Raw genomic sequence first — 25,336 nt, forward strand, 5'->3', positions numbered from 1 at the left:
ACGATGCCAACCGTGCATTGATGGGGTCTAACATGATGCGTCAGGCTGTGCCTATTATTTGTCCGGAATCTCCGATCGTGGGTACCGGATTGGAGGCAAACCTGATTAAGGATTCCAGAACACAGATCGTTGCGGAAGGACCGGGAGTCGTAGATTATGTCGACGGTCGTAAGATAGTGATCAAATACGATCGTACGGAGGAAGAGGCTTATGTAAGTTTTGACAATGATACGAAAGAGTATTATTTGCCTAAATATAAACGTACGAACCAGAGTACGACCATGACCCTGAAACCTATCGTGAGAAAGGGGGATCGGGTAGAGGAAGGTCAGATATTAACGGAAGGATATTCTTCTGAAAAGGGAGAATTAGCCTTGGGACGCAACCTGAAAGTGGCCTTCATGCCGTGGAAAGGATATAACTATGAGGATGCTATCGTAATTTCGGAGAATATCGTGCGTAACGATGTGTTTACTTCTGTGCACGTGGACGAATATTCATTGGAAGTACGGGAAACCAAACGCGGTCTGGAAGAGTTGACCGCCGATATCCCGAACGTAAGTGAGGAAGCTACCCGTGACCTGGATGAAAACGGTATTATCCGTATAGGCGCTCGTATTAAACCGGGCGATATCATGATCGGTAAGATTACTCCGAAAGGAGAATCGGATCCGAGTCCGGAAGAGAAACTGTTACGGGCTATCTTCGGAGATAAGGCCGGAGATGTGAAAGATGCCTCCTTAAAAGCTTCTCCTTCATTGAGCGGGGTTATTATCGACAAGAAGTTGTACCAACGTACGGTAGGGGATCGTAAGTCTAAAGCTGCAGGAAAGAACCTGTTGGCTGAATTTGACGAGCAGTTCCAGCGTAAAGTAGGCGATTTAACTTCTCTGTTGATCGATAAGTTGTTCGAATTGGTGAACGGAAAGACCTCTCAAGGAGTGAAGAATTATCTGAACGAGGATATTGTTCCGAAAGGAGTGAAATTCTCTTATAAGATGCTCCAGAATATGAATTTCCTGCAGATCAATCCGAATAAATGGACGACCGATAAGCAGAAAAATGATATGATCCGCGACTTGTTGCATAATTATATCATCAAGTACAAGGAAATAGAGGGTCAGATCAAACGTAAGAAATATAATGCTACCGTCGGTGACGAGTTACCTTCTGGAATTATCAAGATGGCAAAAGTATACGTGGCTAAAAAACGTAAATTGCAGATCGGGGATAAGATGGCAGGACGTCACGGTAATAAAGGTATCGTATCCCGCGTGGTAAGGGTAGAGGATATGCCCTTCCTGGAAGACGGTACCCCGGTGGATATTTGTTTGAATCCGTTAGGTGTGCCTTCCCGTATGAACTTAGGACAGGTATTCGAAACCGTACTGGGTTGGGCCGGAAAGAAATTGGGCGTAAAATTTGCGACGCCGATTTTTGACGGAGCTACATTGGAAGAGATAAACGAATATACGGATAAGGCCGGATTGCCGAGAAACGGTACTACCTATCTGTACGACGGAGGAACCGGAGAGCGTTTTGACCAGCCTGCTACCGTGGGAGTGATCTATATGTTGAAGTTGGGTCACATGGTGGATGACAAGATGCATGCCCGTTCTATCGGACCGTATTCTTTAATTACTCAGCAGCCTCTTGGAGGTAAGGCTCAGTTCGGAGGACAACGTTTCGGAGAGATGGAGGTTTGGGCATTGGAAGCCTTCGGAGCTTCTCATATCTTACAGGAGATTCTGACGGTGAAGTCGGACGATGTAATGGGTAGAACCAAGACTTACGAACATATCGTGAAGGGAGAACCGTTACCTACACCGGGTATACCGGAATCCTTCAACGTGTTGTTACATGAGTTGAGAGGTTTGGGATTAAGCGTTAACTTGATATAATTTTTGATTTACGATTTCAGATTTGAGACGGGTTGCTTGCAATGAGATCTAAAATCTGAAATCTAAAATTCATAAATATGGCATTCAGAAAAGAGAATAAGACAAAAACTAGTTTTACAAAGATCGCTATTGGTTTGGCTTCTCCGGAAGAGATTCTGGAGCGTTCCAGTGGTGTGGTGTTAAAACCGGAGACCATAAACTATCGTACCTATAAACCTGAACGGGATGGTTTGTTCTGTGAACGAATCTTCGGGCCGGTGAAAGACTACGAATGTCATTGCGGTAAATACAAACGTATTCGCTATAAAGGAATCGTGTGCGACCGATGTGGTGTTGAGGTGACGGAGAAAAAGGTTCGTCGTGAGCGGATGGGGCATATCCAATTGGTTGTTCCCGTGGCACACATTTGGTATTTCAAATCATTGCCGAATAAGATCGGTTATCTGTTGGGATTGCCTTCCAAGAAATTGGATGCGGTGATTTATTACGAGAGATATGTCGTGGTAAACCCGGGTGTTATGGCCGAGTCCGGAATTAAAACGCTGGATTTCCTTACGGAAGAGGAGTACCTTGATATTTTAGATAAACTTCCGAATGAGAATCAATACTTGGATGACGATGATCCCAATAAGTTCATTGCCAAAATGGGTGCTGAGGCTATCTCCATGTTGTTGGAGCGTTTGGATTTGGATGATTTGTCTTACGAGTTAAGAAATAAGGCCAATACCGAGACGTCTCAACAGCGGAAAAACGAAGCTTTGAAACGTCTTCAGGTAGTAGAGGCATTCCGGGAAAGTAAAGATATTAATAAACCGGAATGGATGATTGTGAAGGTGGTTTCTGTGATTCCTCCCGAACTACGTCCGTTGGTTCCGCTGGACGGAGGTCGTTTTGCCACGTCCGATTTGAACGATTTGTACCGGAGAGTGATTATCCGTAACAATCGTTTGAAACGCTTAATTGAAATTAAGGCTCCGGATGTGATTTTACGGAATGAGAAACGTATGTTACAGGAAGCTGTCGACTCTTTGTTTGACAATTCCCGTAAATCCAATGCTGTAAAGATCGAAAACAACCGGCCGCTGAAATCTCTTTCCGACAGTTTGAAGGGTAAACAGGGACGTTTCCGTCAGAATTTGTTAGGAAAGCGTGTCGATTATTCGGCTCGTTCGGTTATTGTTGTGGGGCCCGATTTGAAGATGCACGAATGTGGTCTTCCCAAGGATATGGCGGCCGAACTTTATATGCCGTTCATTATCCGGAAATTGATTGAACGGGGTATCGTGAAAACGGTGAAGAGTGCCAAGAAGATCGTGGATCGCCGCGATCCGATCGTGTGGGATATTCTGGAAAATGTGTTGAAGGGTCATCCGGTATTGTTAAACCGTGCACCGACCCTGCACCGTTTGGGTATTCAGGCGTTCCAACCGAAACTGATCGAAGGAAAGGCTATCCGTTTGCATCCGTTGGCTTGTACCGGATTTAACGCCGACTTCGACGGTGACCAGATGGCTGTTCACTTGCCTTTGGGTAATGAAGCTATTCTGGAAGCTCAGATTTTGATGTTATGTTCCCATAATATATTGAATCCTGCTAACGGAGCCCCTATTACGGTTCCTTCCCAGGATATGGTATTGGGTTTATATTATATCACAAAACCGAGAAAAGGTGCCCGGGGAGAAGGATTGAAATTTTATTCTCCGGAGGAGGTTATTATCGCCTTTAACGAAAGAGCGGTAGATTTGCATGCAGAGATCAAAGTGAAGATCGATGATGTGGATCAAGAGGGGAATCCCATTCGTCATACGATAGATACTACCGTTGGACGGGTTTTATTAAACCAATATACTCCGAAGAATTACCCGTATATCAATACGTTGATTACGAAGAAAGCTTTACGCGATATCATCGGTGACGTGTTTAAGCGTTGCGGTGTGGATGTAACGGCTAAATTCTTGGACGATATTAAGGATTTGGGATACCGGAAAGCTTTTGAAGGAGGTTTGTCCTTTAACTTGGGAGACGTAATCATCCCGGATGAGAAACAATCTCTGTTGGAAGAAGGTTATAATCAAGTAGACGAGGTAATGGCAAACTATAATATGGGATTCATTACCAATAACGAACGTTATAATCAGATTATTGATATCTGGACACATGTGAACGCCAATTTGACGGCTACGTTGATGAAGCAGTTGGCTTCCGACGATCAGGGATTCAATTCCATTTATATGATGTTGGATTCAGGAGCCCGTGGTTCCCGCGAGCAGATTCGTCAGTTGGGTGGTATGCGTGGATTGATGGCTAAACCCCAGAAATCAGGAGCAACCGGTGGACAGATTATTGAGAACCCGATTTTGGCTAACTTTAAAGAGGGATTGTCCGTATTGGAGTACTTTATTTCTACCCACGGAGCCCGTAAAGGTTTGGCCGATACGGCGTTGAAGACGGCTGATGCCGGTTATTTAACCCGGCGTTTGGTCGATGTAGCCAATGATATTACGATCACGGAGGAGGACTGCGGTACATTGCGCGGTATTACCATATCGGCGATTAAGAATAACGAAGAGGTTGTTGCTTCTTTGTCCGAACGGATTTTAGGGCGTGTTTCCGTACATGATATTTATCATCCGAATACGGGTGAACTGATCGTTGCTTCTGGAGAGGAGATTACGGAAGTCATTGCCGATATTATCGAAAAGTCGCCGATTGAACGTGTAGAAGTTCGTTCCGTGTTGACTTGTGAAGCGAAAAAAGGAGTTTGTGCTAAATGTTACGGACGTAACCTGGCCACGAGCCGGATGGTAGAGAAAGGGGAGGCTGTCGGTGTTATTGCGGCACAATCCATTGGAGAGCCGGGTACACAGTTGACATTGAGAACATTCCACGTGGGAGGTACTGCCGGAAATATTTCCAGCGAGAACTCTTTGAAGGCAAAATACGAAGGTTACGTGGAGTTTGAAGAGTTACGTTCTGTAGAACATACCTTGGATAACGGAAGCGTATGTGATGTTGTGGTAGGACGTCTGACAGAATTACGTATTGTTGATAAAAATACGAATATCATATTAGTTTCTCATGCTATTCCTTACGGTGCGAAATTATTCGTGAAAGATGGCCAGGAAGTGAACAAGGGAGATTTACTTTGTGAGTGGGATCCGTTCAATGCATTGATCATCACCGAGTATGCCGGAACGATAGGATTGGAAAATCTGATCGAAGGAGAAACCTATAAGGAGGAGTCGGATGAAACTACCGGATTCCGGGAGATGATCATTATTGAATTCCGGGATAAGACAAAAGCTCCTGCTTTGTGTATTAAAGATGCGGGAGATAATGTTGTGAAGAGCTATAACTTGCCGGTAGGCGCTCACATCGTGGTGAAAGGGGGAGCGAAGGTAACCGCCGGTAGTACGATTGCCAAGATTCCGAGAGCTGTCGGTAAGGCGGGTGATATCACGGGAGGTCTTCCGCGTGTTACCGAGTTATTCGAAGCTCGTAATCCGTCGAATCCTGCTGTCGTATCGGAAATTGACGGAGAGGTGACCTATGGTAAGATCAAACGCGGTAATCGTGAGATTGTCGTTACTTCCAAGGCCGGAGAGGTGAAGAAGTATTTGGTTTCTTTGTCTAAACAGATATTGGTTCAGGAAAACGATTATGTTCGCGCAGGAACGCCGTTATCCGACGGAGCAATTACTCCGACCGATATATTGAATATCGAGGGACCGATAAAGGTACAGGAATATATCGTAAATGAGGTTCAGGATGTATACCGGATGCAGGGTGTGAAGATCAATGATAAGCATTTTGAGATCATTGTTCATCAGATGATGCGTAAGGTGTTGATTCAGGATGCCGGAGATACCAAGTTCCTGGAGAGCCAAATCGTGGATAAATCCGAATTTATGGAAGAGAACGATGCCATGTATGGTAAGAAGGTCGTTTTGGATCCGGGGGATTCGGACCGGGTAAAAGCGGGACAGATTATTACGGTACGTATGCTTCGGGATATCAATTCCCAGTTGAAACGTCGTGATATGAAAGTGGTAGAAGCTCGAGATGCTGTGCCTGCGACATCTGCGCAGGTGCTTCAAGGAATCACGAGGGCTGCTCTTCAAACTGCCAGCTTTATTTCGGCTGCTTCTTTCCAGGAGACCACTAAAGTATTGAATGAGGCGGCTATTCACGGGAAAGTAGATCCATTGGAGGGATTGAAAGAGAACGTGATTTGCGGTCACTTGATACCGGTTGGAACCGGAATGAAAGAGTTCAGAAGTTTGATCGTCGGTTCGAAAGCGGACTTCGAGAAAATTGAGAATAAATAAACAAGAGACCATCGGTTTTTCCGGTGGTCTTTTTTTTCCGGTTATTTGATGTTTGGGGTGTATAAGTTTTGATGGCCGGGCGATTAAAATTTCCGATAATCATTATCTTTGCTTAACATTAATTGTAAGAGAAATCATGGAAGAGAAAAAAAATCAGTTGGATATAGAATTAAGTCATGAAATAGCACAGGGAACCTATGCTAATTTGGCGATTATTTCCCATTCTAGTTCGGAGTTTATCGTGGATTTTATTCGGATCATGCCGGGAGTACCGAAAGCAGACGTAAAAAGTAGGATTATTCTTACGCCGGAGCATGCGAAACGTTTGATGTTAGCCCTTCAGGATAATGTCCGGAAATTTGAGCAAAGTTATGGTCGTATAAATATTCCTGAAGGAGAACCTATGGGGCCGATGTTTCCCATGGATGTGGAACCGAAGGGACAAGCTTAATTATTGATTAAAGGATTTTGTGGTTCTGTGATTGGGAATTTCGGATTTTTGATTGACGATTTTAAGATGGCAAGATCGGAATTGAATCAGATCCAATCTACAATTTACAATTAAACGGTTTTGGTGGCCAGAAGATTATAAATAACATCCGGGGACGGGTGCGATGGGTTATTCAGAAAGTACGCGACTTTCTGAATAATTTTTTTATGCTGCTTTGATAAGACTGCGTCCCAGCCAAACCAGAATAATACCCAAAATAATACTTAAGCCGAGATAAAGGGAGAAATAGAGCCAATGCCTATTCTGAATGAGTAAAAACATATCATCGGCAAAAGAGGAGAAGGTTGTGAATCCGCCGCAAAAACCGGTAATCAGAAAGACATTCATATTCGGTGAGATCAAATGGGCTTTTTCTGCTAACCCGAAAAAAATACCGATAACGAAACTACCGATAATATTTACGGCAAATGTACCCCAGGGGAAAGGAGAGGTTGTAACGAAATGACAGAATTTTCCCACTAAAAAACGCAGGCAGGTACCTATAAAGCCTCCTATTCCTGCAATAATCATCGCTTTAAACATAATTCCTAATTTTATTTGTTAGACATGTATTTATTTCGGCAATCGTTTGAAGACCATGGGACCGACAATGGCAGTAATCACTCCTCCCAGTATCAGGATACCGATGGCTACTAACAATACTAGCTTTCCTCCTCCCAGTTTCAGAAGGGGAGGAATGATGAAGGTGGCAATTATAGCCCCGAGTTTACCTAAAGCAGAAGCGATTCCTTCGCCGCTCGCTCTTGTCTGAAGGTCATAGATCCGACTGGGTAAAATAAATGTCATCATGTGTGGCCCGGCATTTAAAGCCACTTCAAAAAGCATGAATCCGATAAGGATTACCCAGGCGGGTAGATGATACATATATCCCAGCAGAACGACAAATAATCCTATGGCGCTTATGAAGAATCCTAAGGATTGATCCCTGATCGGGTTGATTTTGTTGATGAGGCTAATACCCAAGATGAATCCCGAGATAACGGCGAGGTTGATATATAGCGTAATCCTTAAAGCGTCGATCACCCGGTCGAAGGGAAGTGCATCAGGAGGGATGAATCCCAGCGATAGTAATAAGATCGGAGTGAATATTCCGATTCCATATACGCCCATTCCTTCGCACCCCCACGGGATTCCGCTTAAAATTATTTTTTTGATATTTCCCCGTACAAAAAGCTCTTTCCAAGAACTTTGGGGTTGGCTTCTGGTTTTGGATTTGTTCGCTAATTCACCGATGTAGACATCATTGCCTAAAAAGTAACGAACATTTTTTTCTGCTTCTTGAACCTTGCCGTGAATAGCTAACCATTCCGGGCTTTCTGCAAAATGTATGCGGGAAAGAAAAGCGGCTGCAGCGAAGATAGAAATGAAGAGAAAGAGTTTGTTCCATATCTCCGGATTACCCGTACTTTTCAGTAAATAATAGGCTACGATAATCATTAGTACGTTGCCGAGAGCCGAGGAGGCTTTGGATATTCCTAACATCTGTTTTTTCCATTTTTTAGGCATTATTTCCGATACGTAAGAGGGATCGAGGGCGTAGCCTCCTCCGATGCTGAATCCTATGATCAGTAAATTTATAGTCAGGACAAGAATTGATTGTGAGAAAAAAATCCATAGAGAGGCGAATAAAATGAGTAACGGGCACAACCGGAAAAAAAAGAGGTAGCCGTATTTATCACTAAGATGACCGAAAAACAGGGAACCGATGGTAATGCCTATTAAGCCTGACGAGAAGACAAAACCCTGTGCCCAGGATGAAAGTTCCGGATGATGAGTAATAGCTATGAGCGGTGCGATTACTCCGATAAGGATAGCCAATACTCCTCCAAAAAATTGTCCTGCCGATGCTATTATAAGTATGCGAATGTGTCCCCAACGAAGAGGCATAGTATCCATATTCACCATCTTGTCCGATGTTGTGTTTTCTGTCATATGATTCATTTTTCGATTTGAATATCATTGCATCTTTCTATCGTCACTATTGTACTTGTGACGATAGAAAGATGCGATGGAAGGATTTTTGAGAATTTATCCTGCCTGTAATGTTTTTTTGTCCAAATTTAGGTGAGGCCATAGGAATAACCAGGTGGCTACGCAAAATGGTCCGGTAAGTGTGGGTATCCCGAAAGGAGAAAACAGGGTATCCATACCGGCTTGAATAAATACGGTGGCGAAGATACCGATTAAACTCCATATGGCCGTTCTCCAATTTATCTGATAGAATGTGATACCCAGGGCAATTCCTGTCAGTACGGGGCTGAATCCGAACAACCCGTTGGCAATATCGGCGCCGTTGCATTGGTATAGAATAGCTGTACCCAATGCTAATGCTGAAGCGATTGCTGCCCAAATTGCCGCCCATTTATTGCTGATAGCCAGACCAATTAAAAAAAGTACTCCAGTTACCCACGAATTGATCAGGAAGACCTGACTAATCCCCGTTAACCAATAGATTACAAGATTCTGAAAGCTTGTGTCGAATGTTGACGAGAAATTACCCGGCAGTTCCGGCGTACTTAGGCCGGAATCCGGTAACCCGTGCATGATCCTGGCTGCCAATAAAATAAACCAGGTTGTTAAAACAAAAGGAAACGTGAAGGAACTGACCTTATAGGGTGCCAATAAATAGTTAAGACCTACCATAACCCAGGTCGTCATCGCCGAGAAGATGACTAAGGCTAACCACATCAAAGGAACATCTCCTAAAAATGTAGGCAGGGCACATCCTACAAGTACTCCATTAAATCCCCACAATCCGATCGATCCTTTTTCAACGGGATATTTTAATAAATACCCGGTGATCGTGGATACGACTGTCCCTACAACTGCTCCCCAGGCAACTGCCGGAGTCCCTGTCGCGTAGGACCCGTAAAATATTCCGGCCAGGAAAAATAAACCTGTCCAGGCATTACCTTGGAACATGACTTGTCCTACTCCTTTTAGTACCACTTTGATAAAACCAAAAGAAAAAATTCTTGGCATAGTAGCTTCTGTTTCCATAGTTTATTGGTGTTTAGTTATCTCCATACGAATTCGTCCGGTACAGGTCTGTTTTTAATCTGCATACGAACGGCAGAACAAAATTCCCGGATAAAGTGTTTTACAGGTTGTGTTTCTTTACTTAGTATCTTTAAAATTAATCCACTTTTTTCCGGCAGATGGGTTATTCCAACGGCGAGACCTTTGTATTTATCCAGAAAGGCCTCCGTGTTTTTATAAATTTGCTCTGCTTCTTTTTCCGGGGTTAATACCAGAACGTTGGCAAATATATCGTAGTCATGCATCATTCCGATACAGGAAATAGGATGTTCTTTTGGTGTTGTTACCAGTTTTTCCCGGAAAAGAGGTGTCCCATCCGGTCGGTGTGCCTGGGTACAGATGGATAGCAGGTCATATTCAAACAATTCTCCCTCCCCATAATATTTACGTCCACCCATGTAAATCTCTGAATAGAATAAGGTAGCGGAGGCATCTATTTCAATATCCGTATCCGTAATATAGCGACTGTTTCGGCAAGGAATAGTTGGTTCCGGTATATATTCCAGATAAGCATTCTCTTCCAGAATAAATGTTTGTTCTAATCCCGAGAAATTATAAACCATTTCGGCAATTTTTGTTGCAGCTCCGGTAGACAAATGGGCAAAAGCATCTTTACGAACGGTAAATTTGTTCACGTATCGATCCCCGTCGATATTGGGGCCTCCGGAGGATAATATATATACACAAGGCATCTCCGGCATACCTTCATCGAAATAGAGTTCTTGCTGGACGATTAAAGGAGCACGTCTATCCCAGTGACGCATAATGGATTTTCCGTTTTTATCGAGTTCAAATACGAGATCCAAAAGTCCGCACTTTCCCGGGGCTCCGACATGCATCGCCTTGGGTTCTGCCAAATAGGGCCGTAATTCCCGGTTTTGTGTGAATTCTCTCATATTTTTATCTCCTCCACTTCTTTTTGTGAAACACGATCGAAAAGAGCCATATTCCTTATTAATCCGATTAATTCTTTTATACCTTCTCCCGTCATGCAATTGGTAAAGACAAATGGTTTACCGGGACGCATGATTTCGGAATCCCGCCGCATAACTTCCAGATCGGCATGGACATAAGGAGCAAGATCCGTCTTATTGATTACCAGAATGTCGGAATAAGTTATTCCCGGCCCGTCTTTTCGCGGGATTTTATCTCCGGCAGCAACGTCAATAACGTAGATGAAAAAGTCTACTAACGCCGGACTGAAAGTTAAGGTTAAATTATCACCTCCCGATTCTATCAGGACGACATCACTATCCGGGAATTTTGCTTCCATCTCTTCCACGGCGGCAATATTCATGGAGGGGTCCTCGCGTACGGCGGTGTGGGGGCAAGCCCCTGTTTCTACACCGATGATGCGCTCTTCTGCCAAATAACCCTTAAGCATCTTACGAACATGTTTGGCATCTTCTGTCGTAACAATATCATTGGTAATGATTAAAACTTGTAATCCTAATTTTAATAGATATGGGGTCAGTGCCTCTATAAGTGCTGTTTTGCCTGATCCTACCGGGCCACCGACGCCGATTCTGCATGTATTACTCATATTGGTATATTTTAAATCGTTAGTTCATAAACATTCTCATTTTTCCTTTTTCATGTAATGAGGCCATAATGTCCATTTCAGGAGCAAATGTTCTCATGTCGTTAAATGTCATCTCCTTAATATCCTCATAATCTGAGGCTGCCATGGAGCAGAGTCGGTACAGGATGGTTTGTGTTTCGTAATGGGATACTTTAACACACCGTAAAGCCGCATTCAATATCATGTTGATGATTCCGTATTCGATGGAAGCAAAGAGGTCTTTTTCCTGTAATCTGTTCTGTTGAAAAAAGATAGCTTGTGCGATAGGGTATGTGCCGGGAACCTTTCGGTCATGTATATCTTTTAACCATTGATTCATGAGAGGAGCCTCGGTAATTTGAATACATATTTCGGCCATCTTTTTTCCCATGCGGGTAAGCATTAGGCGGGCTTCTGCATTCATTTTGCATCGTATGATCTGATGATCCGCCTCCTTTACAAGTTCGTAATCTTTGCTGGCGATACCCCGGAAAGCGATGAGGGCGGCAATGGCATCACTGTATACGGTTTGTAAAACAGCCGTGCGCGTATATTGTTCGAGGCTGTAGATATCGGATACGATATTTTCAAAAGCGGCTGTCTCTAATCCGTTGGAAAAAGAGAAGGTACCGACAGGGAATGCGGAATCCGAAAATTCAAGAAGTCGCATTAGTCTGGTAATTTCGTCAATCATAATATTGGATTTTCAATGTAAGACCTCATGAGAATGACCCGTATGTCCATGATCGTGTTCGTGATGATGGTGTGAAATTTCCTGGGTACTTCCCCCGAAAAGCTGGCGGATTTCATGAGGAGCCAGGAAAGGAATCACCTCTTTGCCGGGCTGAAATTCATAGGTTATGTCTTCAAAGTGATGGGTATCCATAACACTGGTCATGACCTTTTTATCCACTGTCAATGGAACATATAATTTATCTTTTTTCACGATTGCCGGCCAGTGTTGATTACCAATAGCATGACCGATTTCGATGCATTTGTGTATGATTTCTTCCGGTTTTTTCTGTGCAATTTTTTTCAAATCTATGACAAGGACAGGTTTAAGATCAATACGAATCACAACAGCACTGTTTGTCCCCGGATCATATTTCAGGATATCTCCGTTTTCTATTTGTGAATGACGTTTCAGGGCAACGGCATACTCCGTTCGATCGCTTTTAGCGATAAAGCGACTTTTTTGGGCTGTCCATTGATCCAGATCCAGGTAAATGATGCTACTGTTTTTTAATTTTTCTGCCCAGATCGGGTCAGATATCATGTTTCCGATAACTTCAGAGAATATTTGCATATAAATAGAGTTAGAGGAGGTTGCCTTAAAATTTAAGGCAACCTTACTGATTTTAAATTTAACTGAACCAATATAGTTGTGCCAACGAGAGCTTTTTGGCTGTCGGAACATAGGCACTCTTGCCGTCTACGAGTACTTCAAACGTTTCCGGATTAACATCGATTTTAGGCATATTTCCATTAAGCACCATATGATGTTTACTAAGTTGCCGACAACCGTGTACGGGATAAACGATTCTTTGAAGTCCGTATTTTTCCTTGATGCCTGCGTCATGAGAAGCCCGTGAGACAAAGGATACGCAACTATTAGGCATGGCGGAACCGAAGCTTCCGTACATCGGACGGTAATATACCGGCTGAGGAGTCGGTAATGAGGCATTCGGATCTCCCATAATGGCCCAGTTGATCATACCGCCTTTGAGAACTAATTTCGGTTTAGTGCCGAAGAATTGAGGTTCCCATAATACCAAGTCTGCTAATTTTCCTTTTTCGATAGATCCTAAGATGTCGGAAAATCCGTAGGTGATGGCAGGATTGATGGTCAATTTGGCAAGGTAACGTAATACCCGGAAATTGTCATTCTCTGCAGAATCTTCAGCAAGTTTACCTCTCACTTGTTTCATGTAGCTGGCCATTTGGAAAGCTCTCATAAAGTTTTCACCTACACGTCCCATGGCTTGCGAGTCGGAAGAGATCATAGAGATTACTCCCAAATCGTGAAGTACGTTCTCTGCCGCTTGTGTTTCGGGACGGACACGGCTTTCGGCAAAGGATACGTCAGATGGAATTTTGGGATTCAGGTTATGGCATACCATAATCATATCGAATAATTCTGCCTGAGAGTTAATGCCGAACGGTAAGGTCGGATTGGTCGAAGAAGGTAATACATTTGCCAGGGAGGCTACTTTCAGCAAGTCCGGCGCATGTCCTCCTCCGGCTCCTTCCGTGTGATACGTGTGGATCGTTCTACCGTCAATGGCGGCGATCGTATCTTCAACGAAACCGCTCTCGTTTAATGTATCGGTATGGATTGCTACTTGTACGTCAAATTCGTCGGCTACGCTCATGGTTGCCCGAATTGCCGCGGGTGTACTTCCCCAGTCTTCGTGAATCTTAAAGCCACAGGCTCCTGCCAGCATTTGTTCGACCAATGGGTGACGTACCGAGCAGTTTCCTTTTCCGAGAAATCCGTAATTTACGGGAAGACCGTCTATTGCCTGTAACATCCTTTTCATATTCCAGGTACCGGATGTAATTGTCGTCCCGTTTGTTCCGTCTGTCGGGCCGACACCGCCGCCGACAAGAGTTGTAACTCCATTACTTAAACAGTGATAGGCTTGTTGCGGGGCTATCATGTGTACATGGCCGTCAATAGCGGCTGCGGTCAGAATAAGATGTTCACCTGAAATCGCATCCGTGGCAGCTCCTGTTATTAACTCTGGAGTAACTCCCTGCATGATATTGGGATTTCCTGCTTTACCGATTCCGGCTATTTTACCGTCTTTGATGCCGACATCGGCTTTGATAATCCCCAATTTCGGATCGATAATCGTTACGTTTGTGATAACGAGATCGAGGGTGCCTCCCGCGGAAGTTAACGTGTTCGCTAATCCCATACCGTCCCGTAAGGTTTTTCCTCCTCCATAGATGACTTCGTCTCCGTAAACACAAAGGTCTTTTTCGATTTCCACGTAAAGATCCGTGTCGCCCAAACGGATTTTATCCCCTACAGTCGGGCCGTAAAGATCGTTATATTGTTGTCTTGTTATCTTTGCCATAATGCTTTATTTTTGAGGTTGTTTTTTTAAATTAGCTTCAGCCGTTGCTTCGTCAATAACCTTGAAGCCTAGCTTTTTAATGCATGCTGTTGCCATGATTCTCTTTGGATAATAAGTGGGAGAATCTTCGCTTCCGGTGTATCCCTGCACGAGCCCGTTAAAGCCCATTACATATTGTTTCCCGGAGTAAGCTACAACTTCTACCTCTTTTTCATCTCCGGGTTCGAAACGGACAGCCGTTGTTGCCGGAATGTTCAAATGGCATCCGAAGGCAGCAGCCCGGTCAAATTCCAGATAACGGTTAACCTCAAAGAAATGGAAATGAGAACCTACTTGAATAGGACGATCTCCTGTATTGTGTACAACTAATTTTGCCGTATATCTACCTTCATTGTATATGATGGGATCAGTAGATAAAATTTCTCCCCCGACGGGAACATACTGTTTAGGTGTGAATCCCGGAGTAATCTCTTTAGATGCTTCGGCACCGGTTTGTTTTTTGTCCTCCATGATTTTTTACTTGATAGGTTGATGAATACTAACCAGGCGGCTACCGTCAGTAAAAACCGCCTCTACCTGTATCAGAGAGATCATATCAGCAACTCCCTCCATTACATCGTCTTTCGTCAAAACTTTAGTGGAATCGGTCATGACCTCCTCTAACGTTTTTCCTTCCCTTGCTCCCTCCAAAGCTGCTGAACTAATGTAAGCTACAGCTTCCGGATAATTCAACTTAAGCCCCTTTTCTTTACGCCGTCCGGCAATAGCTCCAAGTGATAATAGCATTAGCTTATCAATTTCTTTTGGCGTTAAATGCATACTCTTTTACTTTTAGTGAATAAAATTGATTAAAACTCTCTGATTCATGAAGTTTGGACCTTGATGAATTCTGTGTATTCATATACGCCCGGGAAAAAGTCATGTTTCGAATATTAATAGAAATAAAGAAAAATATCGTTATAATTATTATACATTACCACAGGTAGTTGCCCGAACATTTGAAATCATATTCCGTATGAAAAAGGATAGTTGAACTAAAATTGTAATGAATATGAAGAGATTTATTTTAGTCCCGTTCCTATTGTTTATAGTGAATGTTTATGCTCGGGAAGAGGGGATTGATACGGTGTTGAATTTGAGAGAGGTTATTGTGACGGGCTCTCGGGCTGAACGTCCTTTAAGCCAAAGTCCCGGACGTATTGATATTATAACGCCGCTTGTGTTGAGGCATAGTCCGGCATTGAGTATCGATGATATCCTTTCCATGCTTTCCGGGGTGAATACGACTCGTTCCGACGGTATGAGTACGATGCACACGAATGTGAGCGTCAGGGGCTTGGCGGGAGATGAGCAGGGACGGACTTTGGTTCTCTTCGATGGAATTCCGATTAACACTTCGGATGAAGGATCTGTGAACTGGAATAGTCTTCCTATTGACAATATTGAACGGATTGAGGTTTTTAAGGGACCCGGTTCTTCATTATACGGGAATAATGCGATGGGGGGAGTAATCAATATTATAAGTAAAAAGGCCGAACGTCCTCTTCTTGTAAATGCATCGGCCTCTTACGGTTCATTGGCGACCTGGCTTTATCACCTGGGTATATCGAGTAAGGTCAGTGATCGGTTTTCAATCTTTGTTTCCGGATATTATAATAGAAGTAACGGGTTTAACAACGTTCCGGATAGTTTGCGAACGGACCCGGATTATAGTGTGGCCCGTTTTATGAAAGAAGGAGGTTTTTACGGTAAGATCCTATATGCCCCGTCAGAGTTGTTTAAGGTAGACTTGGCGTATGATCTCTATAAGGATAAACGGGGAGAAGGAGAAAAGATAAAAGCTCCGGATGGGGAGTACCGTCATTTTAATCATAATCGGGTTCAGGGGAGATTCTACGGAGAGAGAAAATCATTTTCCTATAATGTGGCTTTGTATTTCCAGAGGCAGGATTATTTTAAGTTGGACGAACGGATCAGCAAAGATGTTTATCAGCGTTTTGATGTGAAATCAGACCGGGACGATTGGGGGGCAATCATGCACGTGACTTTTTCCGGTAGAAATAACCATTTTAGTGTGGGTGCAGAATACAAGAACGGAAGTGTGGATGGAGGGGATTATTACGTGACTTCTACGGATAAAGTGTTGAACAAGGGTACTATGACTTTTGTTTCGGCTTTCGTGCAAGAAGAGCTTCTGTTTTTAAAAAATAAGTTTTGGCTACAAGTGGCTTTACGTTATGATAATGCTTATTTTCACAAAGGACGTTTTGAGGCAATAGGTGATAATGTGGCTGATTTTAACACGTATAACGGTGATCTGAAGAGTAATCGGTGGGAAAATTTTTCACCCCGTGTGGCTTTACGTTATAATCCCGTGGAACAGGTATCCGTTTATATCTCTTATTCAAAGGGATTTAGAGCTTCCATTTTGGATGACCTCTGTCGCTCCGGTTGGATGTGGGTAGGCCCTAAGATTGCTAATCCTGATTTGGGGCCGGAAAAATTGGATAATTATGAAGTCGGAGGGACATTTCGCTTCCTGAGAAATTTTTCCTTTTCTCCATCGTTATATTATGCCCGGGGAAAAGATTTTTTGTATTATATTGCTACCGGGGAAAAAATGTGGGGAATGAGAGATATCTACCAACGCCAGAATATATCCAAGGTTCATGTGAAAGGGTTGGAGATGGATTTGAATTATTCTTTGCCGGTAGGGTTACAAGTAAATTTAAATTATTCCTATAATGAGTCCAAGATAAAACAGTTCGATGAAAAGCCGGAGCTCAATGATAAAATATTAACTTATGCTCCTAAGCATCAGGTAAAAGGTACGGTTATGTGGACCGGGCGGATTGTAAATGCCACTGTCCGGGGGCGTTATAAGACCAAACAGTATACTACGGAAGACAATCAATCTTCCATTCCTGGATTTGCCGTCTGGGACGTACAGTTGTCAAAATGGTTTTTCGACCGCCGGATTTACGTGGGAGGGGAGGCAATAAATATTTTCAATAATCGTCATATGAACACAAAAGATTATATATCTGCCGGAAGACTGTTCAATCTTAAACTTGCCGTAAACCTGATGAAATGAACAAATTCATATGTTTTTTTTGTTTTTGTTTGCTGGCATCTTGTGGGGGAATATCGAAGGAGGGGAAAGGACATTTTCGTTCGTTTACGGATGCTTTGCAGCGTGAGGTTAAAGTCCCGGATACGGTAAGGAGAATTGTTTGTATCCGGGCTTCCGCTATTCGTTTAGTGACTTATGCCGGTGGAGTACCTTTCATTTGTGGTGTCGAGGAGCAGGAGACCAGGGACAATGAGTTCACGCATCTTTTCGCTCATCCGGAGTTGAGGGGAAAAGCAATTATCGGCCCCTCCATGGGAGGTGATTCCGAACTGATCATGGGGGTGGAGCCCGATGTGATTTTTATGTCGACTACTACCGTCGGAGATGCAGATGCCTTGCAAAAACGTACCGGAATACCCGTGTTTACAATTGAATATGGGGATATGGGGAAAAAACGGGATGTTTTTTATCATTCGCTTCGCTTGATTGGAGAGGTGCTCCGGACTGAGAAGCAGGTAGATTCGTTGATTTGTTTCGTGGATCGACAGATAGAAGAACTCCGACAAAGAACAAAGGAGGTCGACAAGTCCAAGAGAGTATATGTCGGAGCAATTTCATACAAGGGGCAGAAAGGAATTACTTCGACGGATCCTTACTATGCTGCGTTTGACTTCTTAGGTGTTTATAATGTCGCTTCTCAAATTGATTCGGCTTATGTTTCCCCTATTACCGGAACATATATTGATTGGGAGCAATTGGCGGACTGGGATCCCGAAGTGATATTCCTGGATGTATCGGGCTGGCCTTTGGTTCAGGAAGATTTTAATAGCCGGAAGGGGATAAACCATTTACTTACGGCATATCGGAACAGACAAATCTATATGTTATGGCCTTATAATAATAGTCACACCAATTTTGAAGTGATGTTGATTAATGCCTGGTACGTGGGAAAGGTACTTTTCCCTGATCAATTTGAAGATATTTCCATCACCGATAAATCGAATGAGATTTTAATCCGTTTCGTGGGACAACCCGTTGATACGGTTTTGCGTAGATACTGGGGAGATTATAAGAATGTATTCGAGGGAGAATGATGAATCCAGATGTTTTAATACAATACAAGAGATACCGGAACAGGAATAAGCGATTTATCTTTTTCCTGTTCATTTTGTTGATCCTTATCGGGGGAATATCCATGATTGCCGGAGCTCACCGGATAGGGTGGGAGGATATTATTGCTTTATTACGGGGAGAAGGGACTGCGCTCAACCGGCAGATTTTGATTCATATCCGTTTACCGAGAATCTTAGCGGCTATTATTACCGGAGTTATTCTTTCCATGTCGGGAGCGATCATGCAAATTTTGTTGAGAAATCCTTTAGCATCCCCTTATACTTTGGGAATATCGAATGCCGCAGCTTTCGGGGCTTCTTTCGGCATCGTATTCTTGGGGGCGGGTAGTGAAATTGTCCGTTCTTCGGATTTATTTATGATCAATAATCCTTATACCATTACCTTTTCGGCTTTTTTGGGAAGTCTTGTGGGATTGGCTATTATTTTGCTTTTGGCGCAGGTGAAACGATCGTCGGTCGAAACGATCATTCTTTCAGGTGTTATCATTAATTCTTTGTTTGGTGCCGGTATTGCCGTAATGCAATACGTGGCAAACAATGTTCAACTGGCTTCTATTGTTTTTTGGAGCTTCGGGGATTTGGGAAGAGGGGATTGGTATAAATTGGTTTTTATGATTGTAGCTTTGATTCCGGCTCTTTTTTATTTTTATTTGAAACGGTGGGATTATAAGGTATTGCGATCCGGGGACGATTATGCCAGGAGTATGGGCGTTCATCCCCAAAGAGTCCGGATTATTGGACTTGTAATCACTTCTTTATGTACGGCTGTCGCTGTTTCGTTTTTCGGGGTTATTGCTTTTGTGGGGCTTGTTGTTCCTCATATCGTGAGGAAATGTATAGGTAATAATGAGGAGTTCCTGATTACGGGATCTGCCGTATTCGGGGGGATGTTTTTGTTGCTCTGCGATACGGTAGCCCGTACGGTTATTTCTCCTGTTATTTTGCCGGTGGGGATATTAACCTCGTTCTTGGGGGTTCCTTTATTTCTATTTCTTTTAATCCGGAGGAGGGTATCATGCGAATAAGGACAAAGAATATATCCTTTCATTATAATGGAGTCCAGGCATTGAGGAATGTGACTTTTGAAATGGATTCGGGAGATATGATTGCTATTATCGGTCAGAATGGATCGGGTAAGAGTACTTTGTTGAAATGCTTGAACCGGATACTGAAAATAGACGAAGGCGAGATAGAGATCGGAGATCAGTCTTTATCACGGATTTCATCCGGTGAATTGTCCCGGTTCATGGCCTATATTCCTCAATCCGAGGAGATAACGGTTGGTATAAATGTTTTCGATACGGTGTTGTTAGGGAGAAAACCCTATATCAAGGGGAGTCCGTCTCCCGATGATTTGAAAATAGTTGCCGGTCTACTTTCCCGGTTGGAATTGGAATCCATTGCTATGAGGACTATGAATACATTGAGCGGAGGACAACAACAGCAGGTATTTATTGCTAGGGCATTGGCTCAACAACCTTCCATCTTATTGCTGGATGAACCTATTGCCAATCTGGATATTAATCATCAGATGAAAGTGATGAAACTTTTGCAGCAATTATCGACGGAAGGAATTACCGTTGTTATTACCATTCACGATGTGAATATGGCAGCCCGATTTTGTAATAAAGCCCTGATGCTGAAACAGGGTGCCGTTTTTGCCTTCGGCTCCAAGTCCGTGTATACGCCGAAAAATATTGAAAATTTATATGATATTCAGGTAGAGGTGTTTCATCATAAGGATTGTATTTGTATTATCCCTCAAAATAGTTAGTTATGTCAAATTTATTAATGTTTATATTTATGATTGTGTTACAACCTGTTGGTTACGTGCATAACGAATGCACGACAGAGCAAGCTCCGGAACGGATAAAGCAGGAATCTTCCGTCATTGAGATTCTTCCGTTATATGAAGAGGGCTTACGGGAAATCGAAACCTGCCGTTACCTGGATATTGTTTTTTATTTTCATCAAAATGATACGGTTCATTTGACTGGTAGAATCCGTACGGGGGAGGTAAAGGGTGTTTTTGCAAGTCGTTCTCCTAATCGTCCGAACCATTTGGGGATAACGACGGTGAAGCTTATAAGGCGTGAAGGGAATAAATTGTATATAGAGGGAATTGATGCTTTAGACGGATCTCCTGTAGTGGATATCAAGTCTTGTGATACTTCTGTTTATGATCAGGAAAATATACATAAGACAATACGGGTTGATTCTCCGCGTATAGATATTGTCCGTCATATTATGAGTAATAATTTGGAAGAATTACTTTTGAAATCGGCTCAATTGCACGGGCATATTTGTCCCGGATTGGCACTCGGGGTTATGGGAGCGACAAGGGTTATGCAGGAATTATATGATCAGGAGCAGGACATCGGTCATTATACGTTGACAGCCGGAATGGAAAATTGTTTGGTAGATGGATTTATGTTTGTTACAGGTTGCACTCCGGGAACACGTCGTTTTAAAACGGGAGATAAAAATGATTTATGTTTCTATTTAAAGGATGAATCCGGGAAAGGCTGGAAAATAAAACTCAAGGAATCGAATCGGGATTATATGAAAAAACATATTCCGGAATCACTTTCTCCCGCGGAGAAAGCTTTTGCTGTTTTTGGTCTCGATTTTAATGAACTTTTTGAAATAGAATCGGTCGACAATTAGGCAGATTCTGCCATTCAGGGATATAATGATTAGGTGATTTCGGATTTTAGATTTAAAGATGGCAAGATCAGAATTGAATCATAAATCGTAAATCAATTTACAATCAGGTGATTAATGGATTTTGTGATTCCGTGATTGACGATTGAGGTTTGGAGAAGCGGGGATAAAAACGAAGGGGCATAAATCGTGAATGGCGAGTGTCGTGTCCGGGTTTCGGAACGGTCACCCGACGGTTTGTCCGAGCGTTGCGAGTCCCGGAGGACAGTGAACGAAAAACGTGTACACGACCGACTGAAACGTCAAAGTCCCGGAGGGTTTATCCCGGTAATCAAAGGATTTTGTAGTTTAGAGATTGGTTGATTGCCGATTTAAAGATGGCAAAACGTTTATGGCAAAATCACATAATTGCTAAAATAAATGTTTAGAGCCATTTTTTTCTTTTGAAGAAGAAAAGCATGATGATCGTAACAACGATCATGATTCCCCAAAGAACGAAATAGGCATAACGGTATCGTAATTCCGGCATATAGTTGAAATTCATTCCGTAAATCCCGGCAATAAAGGTAAGGGGAATAAAGATGGCAGAAAATATGGTTAATACCTTCATAACATCGTTTACTTTATTGCTGATGGTTGTTTGGTAGAGATTCAGCAGGTCGGAGGTCATTGTGTAGTATATCTCAATGGCTTCCTGTACTTGGACAACCAGATCGTCCAAGTCATGTAGGTAGGAGTAAGTACGTTTGTCGATCAGAGAGGAGTCACAGCTGGTAAAACGGGTCATGAGTTCCTTGACGGGACGTACGTTTTTCCGAATATAGGAGAGTTCGGTTCTGAAATGATAAATTTCTTCTGCATTCTGGATTTCCGAGGAAAAAAGTCTTTTTTCCTGTTCCTCGATGGCAGCTCCGAGTTTTTCGACATTAATGATATAGTTGTCTACCAAGGTATCCAATAGAGCATAACAAAGGTAATCCGGACCGAAGTTTCGAATCCGGCTTTGAGTATCGTATAACCGTTTTTTCACGGCTTTAAAATAGTCGGTTTCCGTCTCTTGTATGGTAAGTAGGTAATGGTCTCCCACGATCATAGAAATTTGTTCCATATGTACGGCATGGTCTTCCTCCCCGATATAGAACGATTTAATAATGATATAGAGATGGTCTGTTTCTTCGCTGAAGCGAGGGCGTTGATCCGTGTTCAAGATATCTTCCAGAATCAAAGGAGAGATGGTGAAAGCTTTCCCCAAATCGGCGATCAATTGAGTATTATGCAGACCGCTGATTCCTATCCACGTCATGTGATCGTTAGATATACTCTCTTTGATTTTCTCTATGTTTTCAGGGAAATACTCTTTTAATCCTTCAGGAGTATATTGTAATACCTGAATAGAATTTCGATCCATTTTCTGTTTTCCGATAAAAATCAGCGAACCCGGAGCTGCTCCTTGTGCCTTTTTACGATCTTTGAGGAAACGTGCCATCTCGTTAGAGTTAAGAAGTTAGTTATGCAAAGATACGTAAAAAACGTTAGATAGGGTTCATTGTTTTACCATGCGACTCCGTAAATCTTAATAAACCGGCTTCACAAAATGAATCCATAATACGATAGATAATCGAAACCATAATGTCGGGGTGAGGGAGCTTTATCTTTGCCGTTATTTTGTCAATCGAGTTAAGGCAACGCTCTTGCATCATTTTGTAAACGGCTATACGTTGAAATGTTACCTTTCCTGCTGCACTTATCTTTATTTCTCAACAATCCTTCCTATAAATTGAATGACAATGATTTGCAATAAATTGTTGTTTGTTCCAACATGTGGTATTTAGAAGTAAAATAATGAACGTAAGATTATAAAATAAGATCTTGGATTTTATTTATACTGTTTGAAGAATATATTTGTTTTATATCGTAAGAACAAAGGGGGAAAAAATGTTTAATTGAAACAAGAAACGATTAGAAAAATGACGTGAAAACAGGTCTTGTTTAGATTGTTTTTATTTTATTTCTGCTGAAGAACATGTTTTTAAACAAGTTTATAATTGATTGTCAACATTATATCTCACGAGAAAAAAATCCTGATACAAACTTGTTTAGATATAAGTATTGGCTACCTTTACGCATGTTTTACAACATAAAATGTGGGGTTAAACGCGTATTTTTTAATGTAATAAATAAATATAAGTAACTAAGTCATGGGTGAAAAGACAAAAGTTATCGAAAAGAGTAATATTGTTATTCGTTTCTCCGGGGACTCGGGAGATGGAATGCAATTAACCGGTCAGCAATTCTCAGATGCTGCCGCTTTATTTGGAAACGGTGTATCGACGTTTCCTGATTATCCAGCTGAAATTCGCGCTCCGCAAGGAACGGTAGGTGGTGTTTCCGGCTTTCAGGTACATATTGGAGATAATCCGGTAAAAACTCCGGGAGATTTTGCCGATGTATTGGTAGCCATGAATCCGGCTGCCTTAAAAGCAAACTTACGTTGGGCTAAAAAAGGCGCTACGATCATTGTGAATTTGGATACGTTTAACGAAAAGAATATCGAGAAGGCGGGTTATCAGATGAATCCGTTGGAAGATGCTCTGTTACAAGATTATAATGTTGTTCCGGTTCGGGTAACTACCCTAACCGAAGAGGCTTTGAAAGATAGCGGCTTGGATCAAAAATCCATCGTGAAATGTAAGAATATGTTTGCGTTGGGTATGATTTATTGGATGTTTGACCGTTCCGTCGAACATACGGTTGCTTTTATTAATCAAAAGTTCGGGAAAAAACCGGAAATTGCCGCTGCCAATAAAAAAGTATTGGAAGCCGGATTCAATTATGCCGGAAATGTACATGCATTGGCAACTCATTTTAATGTAGCTCCCGCCGAGATCGAAAAAGGACGTTATCGGACCATTACCGGTAATAAGGCAACGGCTTGGGGACTTTTGGCTGCGGCAGAGAAAGCCGGACTTCCGTTATTCTGTGGTTCTTATCCTATTACTCCGGCTACTGATATCCTTCAGGAGTTAGCATTAAGAAGGGATCTCGGGGCTAAAACTTATCAGGCAGAGGATGAGATTGCCGGTATTTGTACGTCAATCGGGGCGAGTTACGTGGGGAATTTTGCCGTGACGACGACCTCCGGTCCCGGTCTGGCCTTGAAGAGTGAAGCTGCCGGTTTGGCCGTGATGGCTGAATTGCCTTTGGTTATTGTCGATGTACAGCGGGGAGGTCCATCTACAGGTCTTCCCACGAAAACCGAACAATCCGATTTATTGCAAGCTCTTTACGGAAGAAACGGGGAGTGTCCTATGCCTGTCGTGGCTGCCAGTACACCGGGAAATTGTTTCGATTTTGCTTTTATGGCAGGTAAAATTGCCATTGAACATATGACTCCTGTCATCCTGTTAACGGACGGTTATTTGGGAAATGGCGCTCAGCCTTGGAGAATTCCGGACTTGAACGCGTATCCTTCAATTACTCCGAGACGGGCCAAGGAGGGAGATGATTATAAGCCATATGCGCGTGATCCGGAAACTTTGGCCAGAACATGGGCTGTTCCGGGAACAAAAGGATTAGAACACCGTATCGGTGGTTTGGAAAAAGTAAATATAACCGGAGAGATTAGTTACGTGCCGGAGAACCATCAGGTGATGACGGATTTACGTGCTGCAAAAGTAGCTAAGATTGCCGATTATATTCCTGATCAGGAGATTGTTGGAAACCAAAACGGTGGTGAATTGTTGATTGTCGGTTGGGGGGGAACATACGGACATCTTTTATCTACGGTTAACGAGTTGAGAAAAGAGGGTAAGGATGTTAGTTTGGCTCACTTCAATTACATCAATCCGCTTCCGAAAAATACGGAAGAGGTATTGTCCAAGTTTAAGAAAATATTGGTTTGTGAATTGAACTTGGGGCAGTTTGCACAATATTTACGGGGTAAATATCCTCACTTTACTTATTATCAATATAATAAAGTTGCCGGATTACCCTTTACGGTGACAGAGTTAAAAGAAAAAGTATTTGAATTATTATCGAAATAA

At 42.7% G+C, this 25,336-nt stretch carries 20 protein-coding genes and 1 pseudogene; 9 read left to right on the forward strand and 12 right to left on the reverse strand.

The genetic code is table 11. The features are described from left to right. The 3 genes from rpoB to QZR76_RS11660 form a co-directional block, all read left to right on the forward strand. The coding region (rpoB, locus tag QZR76_RS11650) for a DNA-directed RNA polymerase subunit beta (RefSeq protein WP_294142996.1) at positions 1-1,901 on the forward strand (1,901 nt) is incomplete at its 5' end. 77 nt (positions 1,902-1,978) lie between these two features. Then, entirely contained in the window at positions 1,979-6,229 is a 4,251-nt protein-coding gene (gene rpoC / locus QZR76_RS11655; RefSeq protein ID WP_294142997.1) for a DNA-directed RNA polymerase subunit beta', read from the forward strand. 136 nt (positions 6,230-6,365) lie between these two features. Next, on the forward strand, positions 6,366-6,680 hold the full coding sequence (locus QZR76_RS11660) for a DUF3467 domain-containing protein (RefSeq protein WP_294142998.1): 315 nt from the start codon (positions 6,366-6,368) through the stop codon (positions 6,678-6,680). A 204-nt stretch (positions 6,681-6,884) separates the two neighbouring features. Here QZR76_RS11660 and crcB read toward each other — a convergent pair whose 3' ends face one another. The 10 genes and pseudogenes from crcB to QZR76_RS11710 form a co-directional block, all read right to left on the reverse strand. Next, positions 6,885-7,262 (reverse strand): fluoride efflux transporter CrcB, encoded by a 378-nt coding sequence (gene crcB, locus QZR76_RS11665; protein WP_294142999.1) that lies wholly within the window; start codon positions 7,260-7,262, stop codon positions 6,885-6,887. Positions 7,263-7,292: 30 nt separating this feature from the next. Beyond that, a complete protein-coding gene (locus tag QZR76_RS11670; RefSeq protein WP_294143000.1) occupies positions 7,293-8,672 on the reverse strand; it encodes an MFS transporter in 1,380 nt (459 codons plus the stop codon). Between the two features lie 96 nt (positions 8,673-8,768). Then, positions 8,769-9,740, reverse strand: coding sequence for an urea transporter (gene yut, locus QZR76_RS11675; RefSeq protein WP_294143001.1), 972 nt, complete (start codon positions 9,738-9,740; stop codon positions 8,769-8,771). A 17-nt stretch (positions 9,741-9,757) separates the two neighbouring features. Continuing rightward, positions 9,758-10,675, reverse strand: coding sequence for an urease accessory protein UreD (locus QZR76_RS11680; protein ID WP_294143002.1), 918 nt, complete (start codon positions 10,673-10,675; stop codon positions 9,758-9,760). Then, positions 10,672-11,322, reverse strand: coding sequence for an urease accessory protein UreG (gene ureG / locus QZR76_RS11685; protein WP_294143003.1), 651 nt, complete (start codon positions 11,320-11,322; stop codon positions 10,672-10,674). Before ureG ends, QZR76_RS11680 begins: the two co-directional genes overlap by 4 nt. 19 nt (positions 11,323-11,341) lie before the next feature. Further along, positions 11,342-12,034 carry an urease accessory UreF family protein gene (locus QZR76_RS11690; RefSeq protein ID WP_294143004.1) on the reverse strand — a complete coding sequence of 231 codons (693 nt, stop codon included), beginning with the start codon at positions 12,032-12,034 and terminating at the stop codon, positions 11,342-11,344. 12 nt (positions 12,035-12,046) lie between these two features. Further along, a complete protein-coding gene (gene ureE, locus QZR76_RS11695; RefSeq protein WP_294143005.1) occupies positions 12,047-12,646 on the reverse strand; it encodes an urease accessory protein UreE in 600 nt (199 codons plus the stop codon). Between the two features lie 58 nt (positions 12,647-12,704). Further along, entirely contained in the window at positions 12,705-14,423 is a 1,719-nt protein-coding gene (locus tag QZR76_RS11700) for an urease subunit alpha (protein WP_294143006.1), read from the reverse strand. Between the two features lie 141 nt (positions 14,424-14,564). After that, a pseudogene (locus tag QZR76_RS14085) lies at positions 14,565-14,843 on the reverse strand (urease subunit beta); the annotation flags it as partial. 96 nt (positions 14,844-14,939) lie between these two features. Beyond that, positions 14,940-15,242, reverse strand: a complete 303-nt coding sequence (locus tag QZR76_RS11710) for an urease subunit gamma (RefSeq protein ID WP_059026444.1) — start codon at positions 15,240-15,242, stop codon at positions 14,940-14,942. A gap of 232 nt (positions 15,243-15,474) precedes the next feature. On the opposite strand from QZR76_RS11710, the gene QZR76_RS11715 reads away from it, so the two are divergent. Genes QZR76_RS11715 through tsaA form a run of 5 tightly spaced genes read left to right on the forward strand, consistent with a single transcriptional unit; the run spans position 15,475 to position 21,296 of the window. Beyond that, a complete protein-coding gene (locus QZR76_RS11715; protein ID WP_294143008.1) occupies positions 15,475-17,517 on the forward strand; it encodes a TonB-dependent receptor in 2,043 nt (680 codons plus the stop codon). Further along, positions 17,514-18,590 carry an ABC transporter substrate-binding protein gene (locus tag QZR76_RS11720; RefSeq protein WP_294143009.1) on the forward strand — a complete coding sequence of 359 codons (1,077 nt, stop codon included), beginning with the start codon at positions 17,514-17,516 and terminating at the stop codon, positions 18,588-18,590. Before QZR76_RS11715 ends, QZR76_RS11720 begins: the two co-directional genes overlap by 4 nt. Further along, positions 18,587-19,654, forward strand: a complete 1,068-nt coding sequence (locus QZR76_RS11725; RefSeq protein ID WP_294143010.1) for an iron ABC transporter permease — start codon at positions 18,587-18,589, stop codon at positions 19,652-19,654. Before QZR76_RS11720 ends, QZR76_RS11725 begins: the two co-directional genes overlap by 4 nt. Beyond that, positions 19,645-20,403 (forward strand): ABC transporter ATP-binding protein, encoded by a 759-nt coding sequence (locus tag QZR76_RS11730; RefSeq protein ID WP_294143011.1) that lies wholly within the window; start codon positions 19,645-19,647, stop codon positions 20,401-20,403. The genes QZR76_RS11725 and QZR76_RS11730 overlap by 10 nt, the downstream gene beginning before the upstream one ends. Before the next feature lie 2 nt (positions 20,404-20,405). Further along, on the forward strand, positions 20,406-21,296 hold the full coding sequence (gene tsaA / locus QZR76_RS11735) for a tRNA (N6-threonylcarbamoyladenosine(37)-N6)-methyltransferase TrmO (RefSeq protein WP_294143012.1): 891 nt from the start codon (positions 20,406-20,408) through the stop codon (positions 21,294-21,296). A 421-nt stretch (positions 21,297-21,717) separates the two neighbouring features. On the opposite strand, the gene corA is transcribed toward tsaA, so the two are convergent. After that, positions 21,718-22,779 carry a magnesium/cobalt transporter CorA gene (gene corA, locus QZR76_RS11740; protein WP_294143013.1) on the reverse strand — a complete coding sequence of 354 codons (1,062 nt, stop codon included), beginning with the start codon at positions 22,777-22,779 and terminating at the stop codon, positions 21,718-21,720. A 46-nt stretch (positions 22,780-22,825) separates the two neighbouring features. After that, the gene (locus QZR76_RS14090; protein ID WP_363665039.1) at positions 22,826-23,047 is read right to left on the reverse strand and encodes a transcriptional repressor; all 222 of its coding nucleotides are present in this window, start codon (positions 23,045-23,047) and stop codon (positions 22,826-22,828) included. 444 nt (positions 23,048-23,491) lie between these two features. Between QZR76_RS14090 and QZR76_RS11745 the strand changes: the two genes are divergently transcribed. Beyond that, a complete protein-coding gene (locus QZR76_RS11745; RefSeq protein ID WP_294143014.1) occupies positions 23,492-25,336 on the forward strand; it encodes a 2-oxoacid:acceptor oxidoreductase subunit alpha in 1,845 nt (614 codons plus the stop codon).

It is taken from the genome of uncultured Sanguibacteroides sp., assembly GCF_900543425.1.
Classification (GTDB): domain Bacteria; phylum Bacteroidota; class Bacteroidia; order Bacteroidales; family Marinifilaceae; genus Gabonibacter.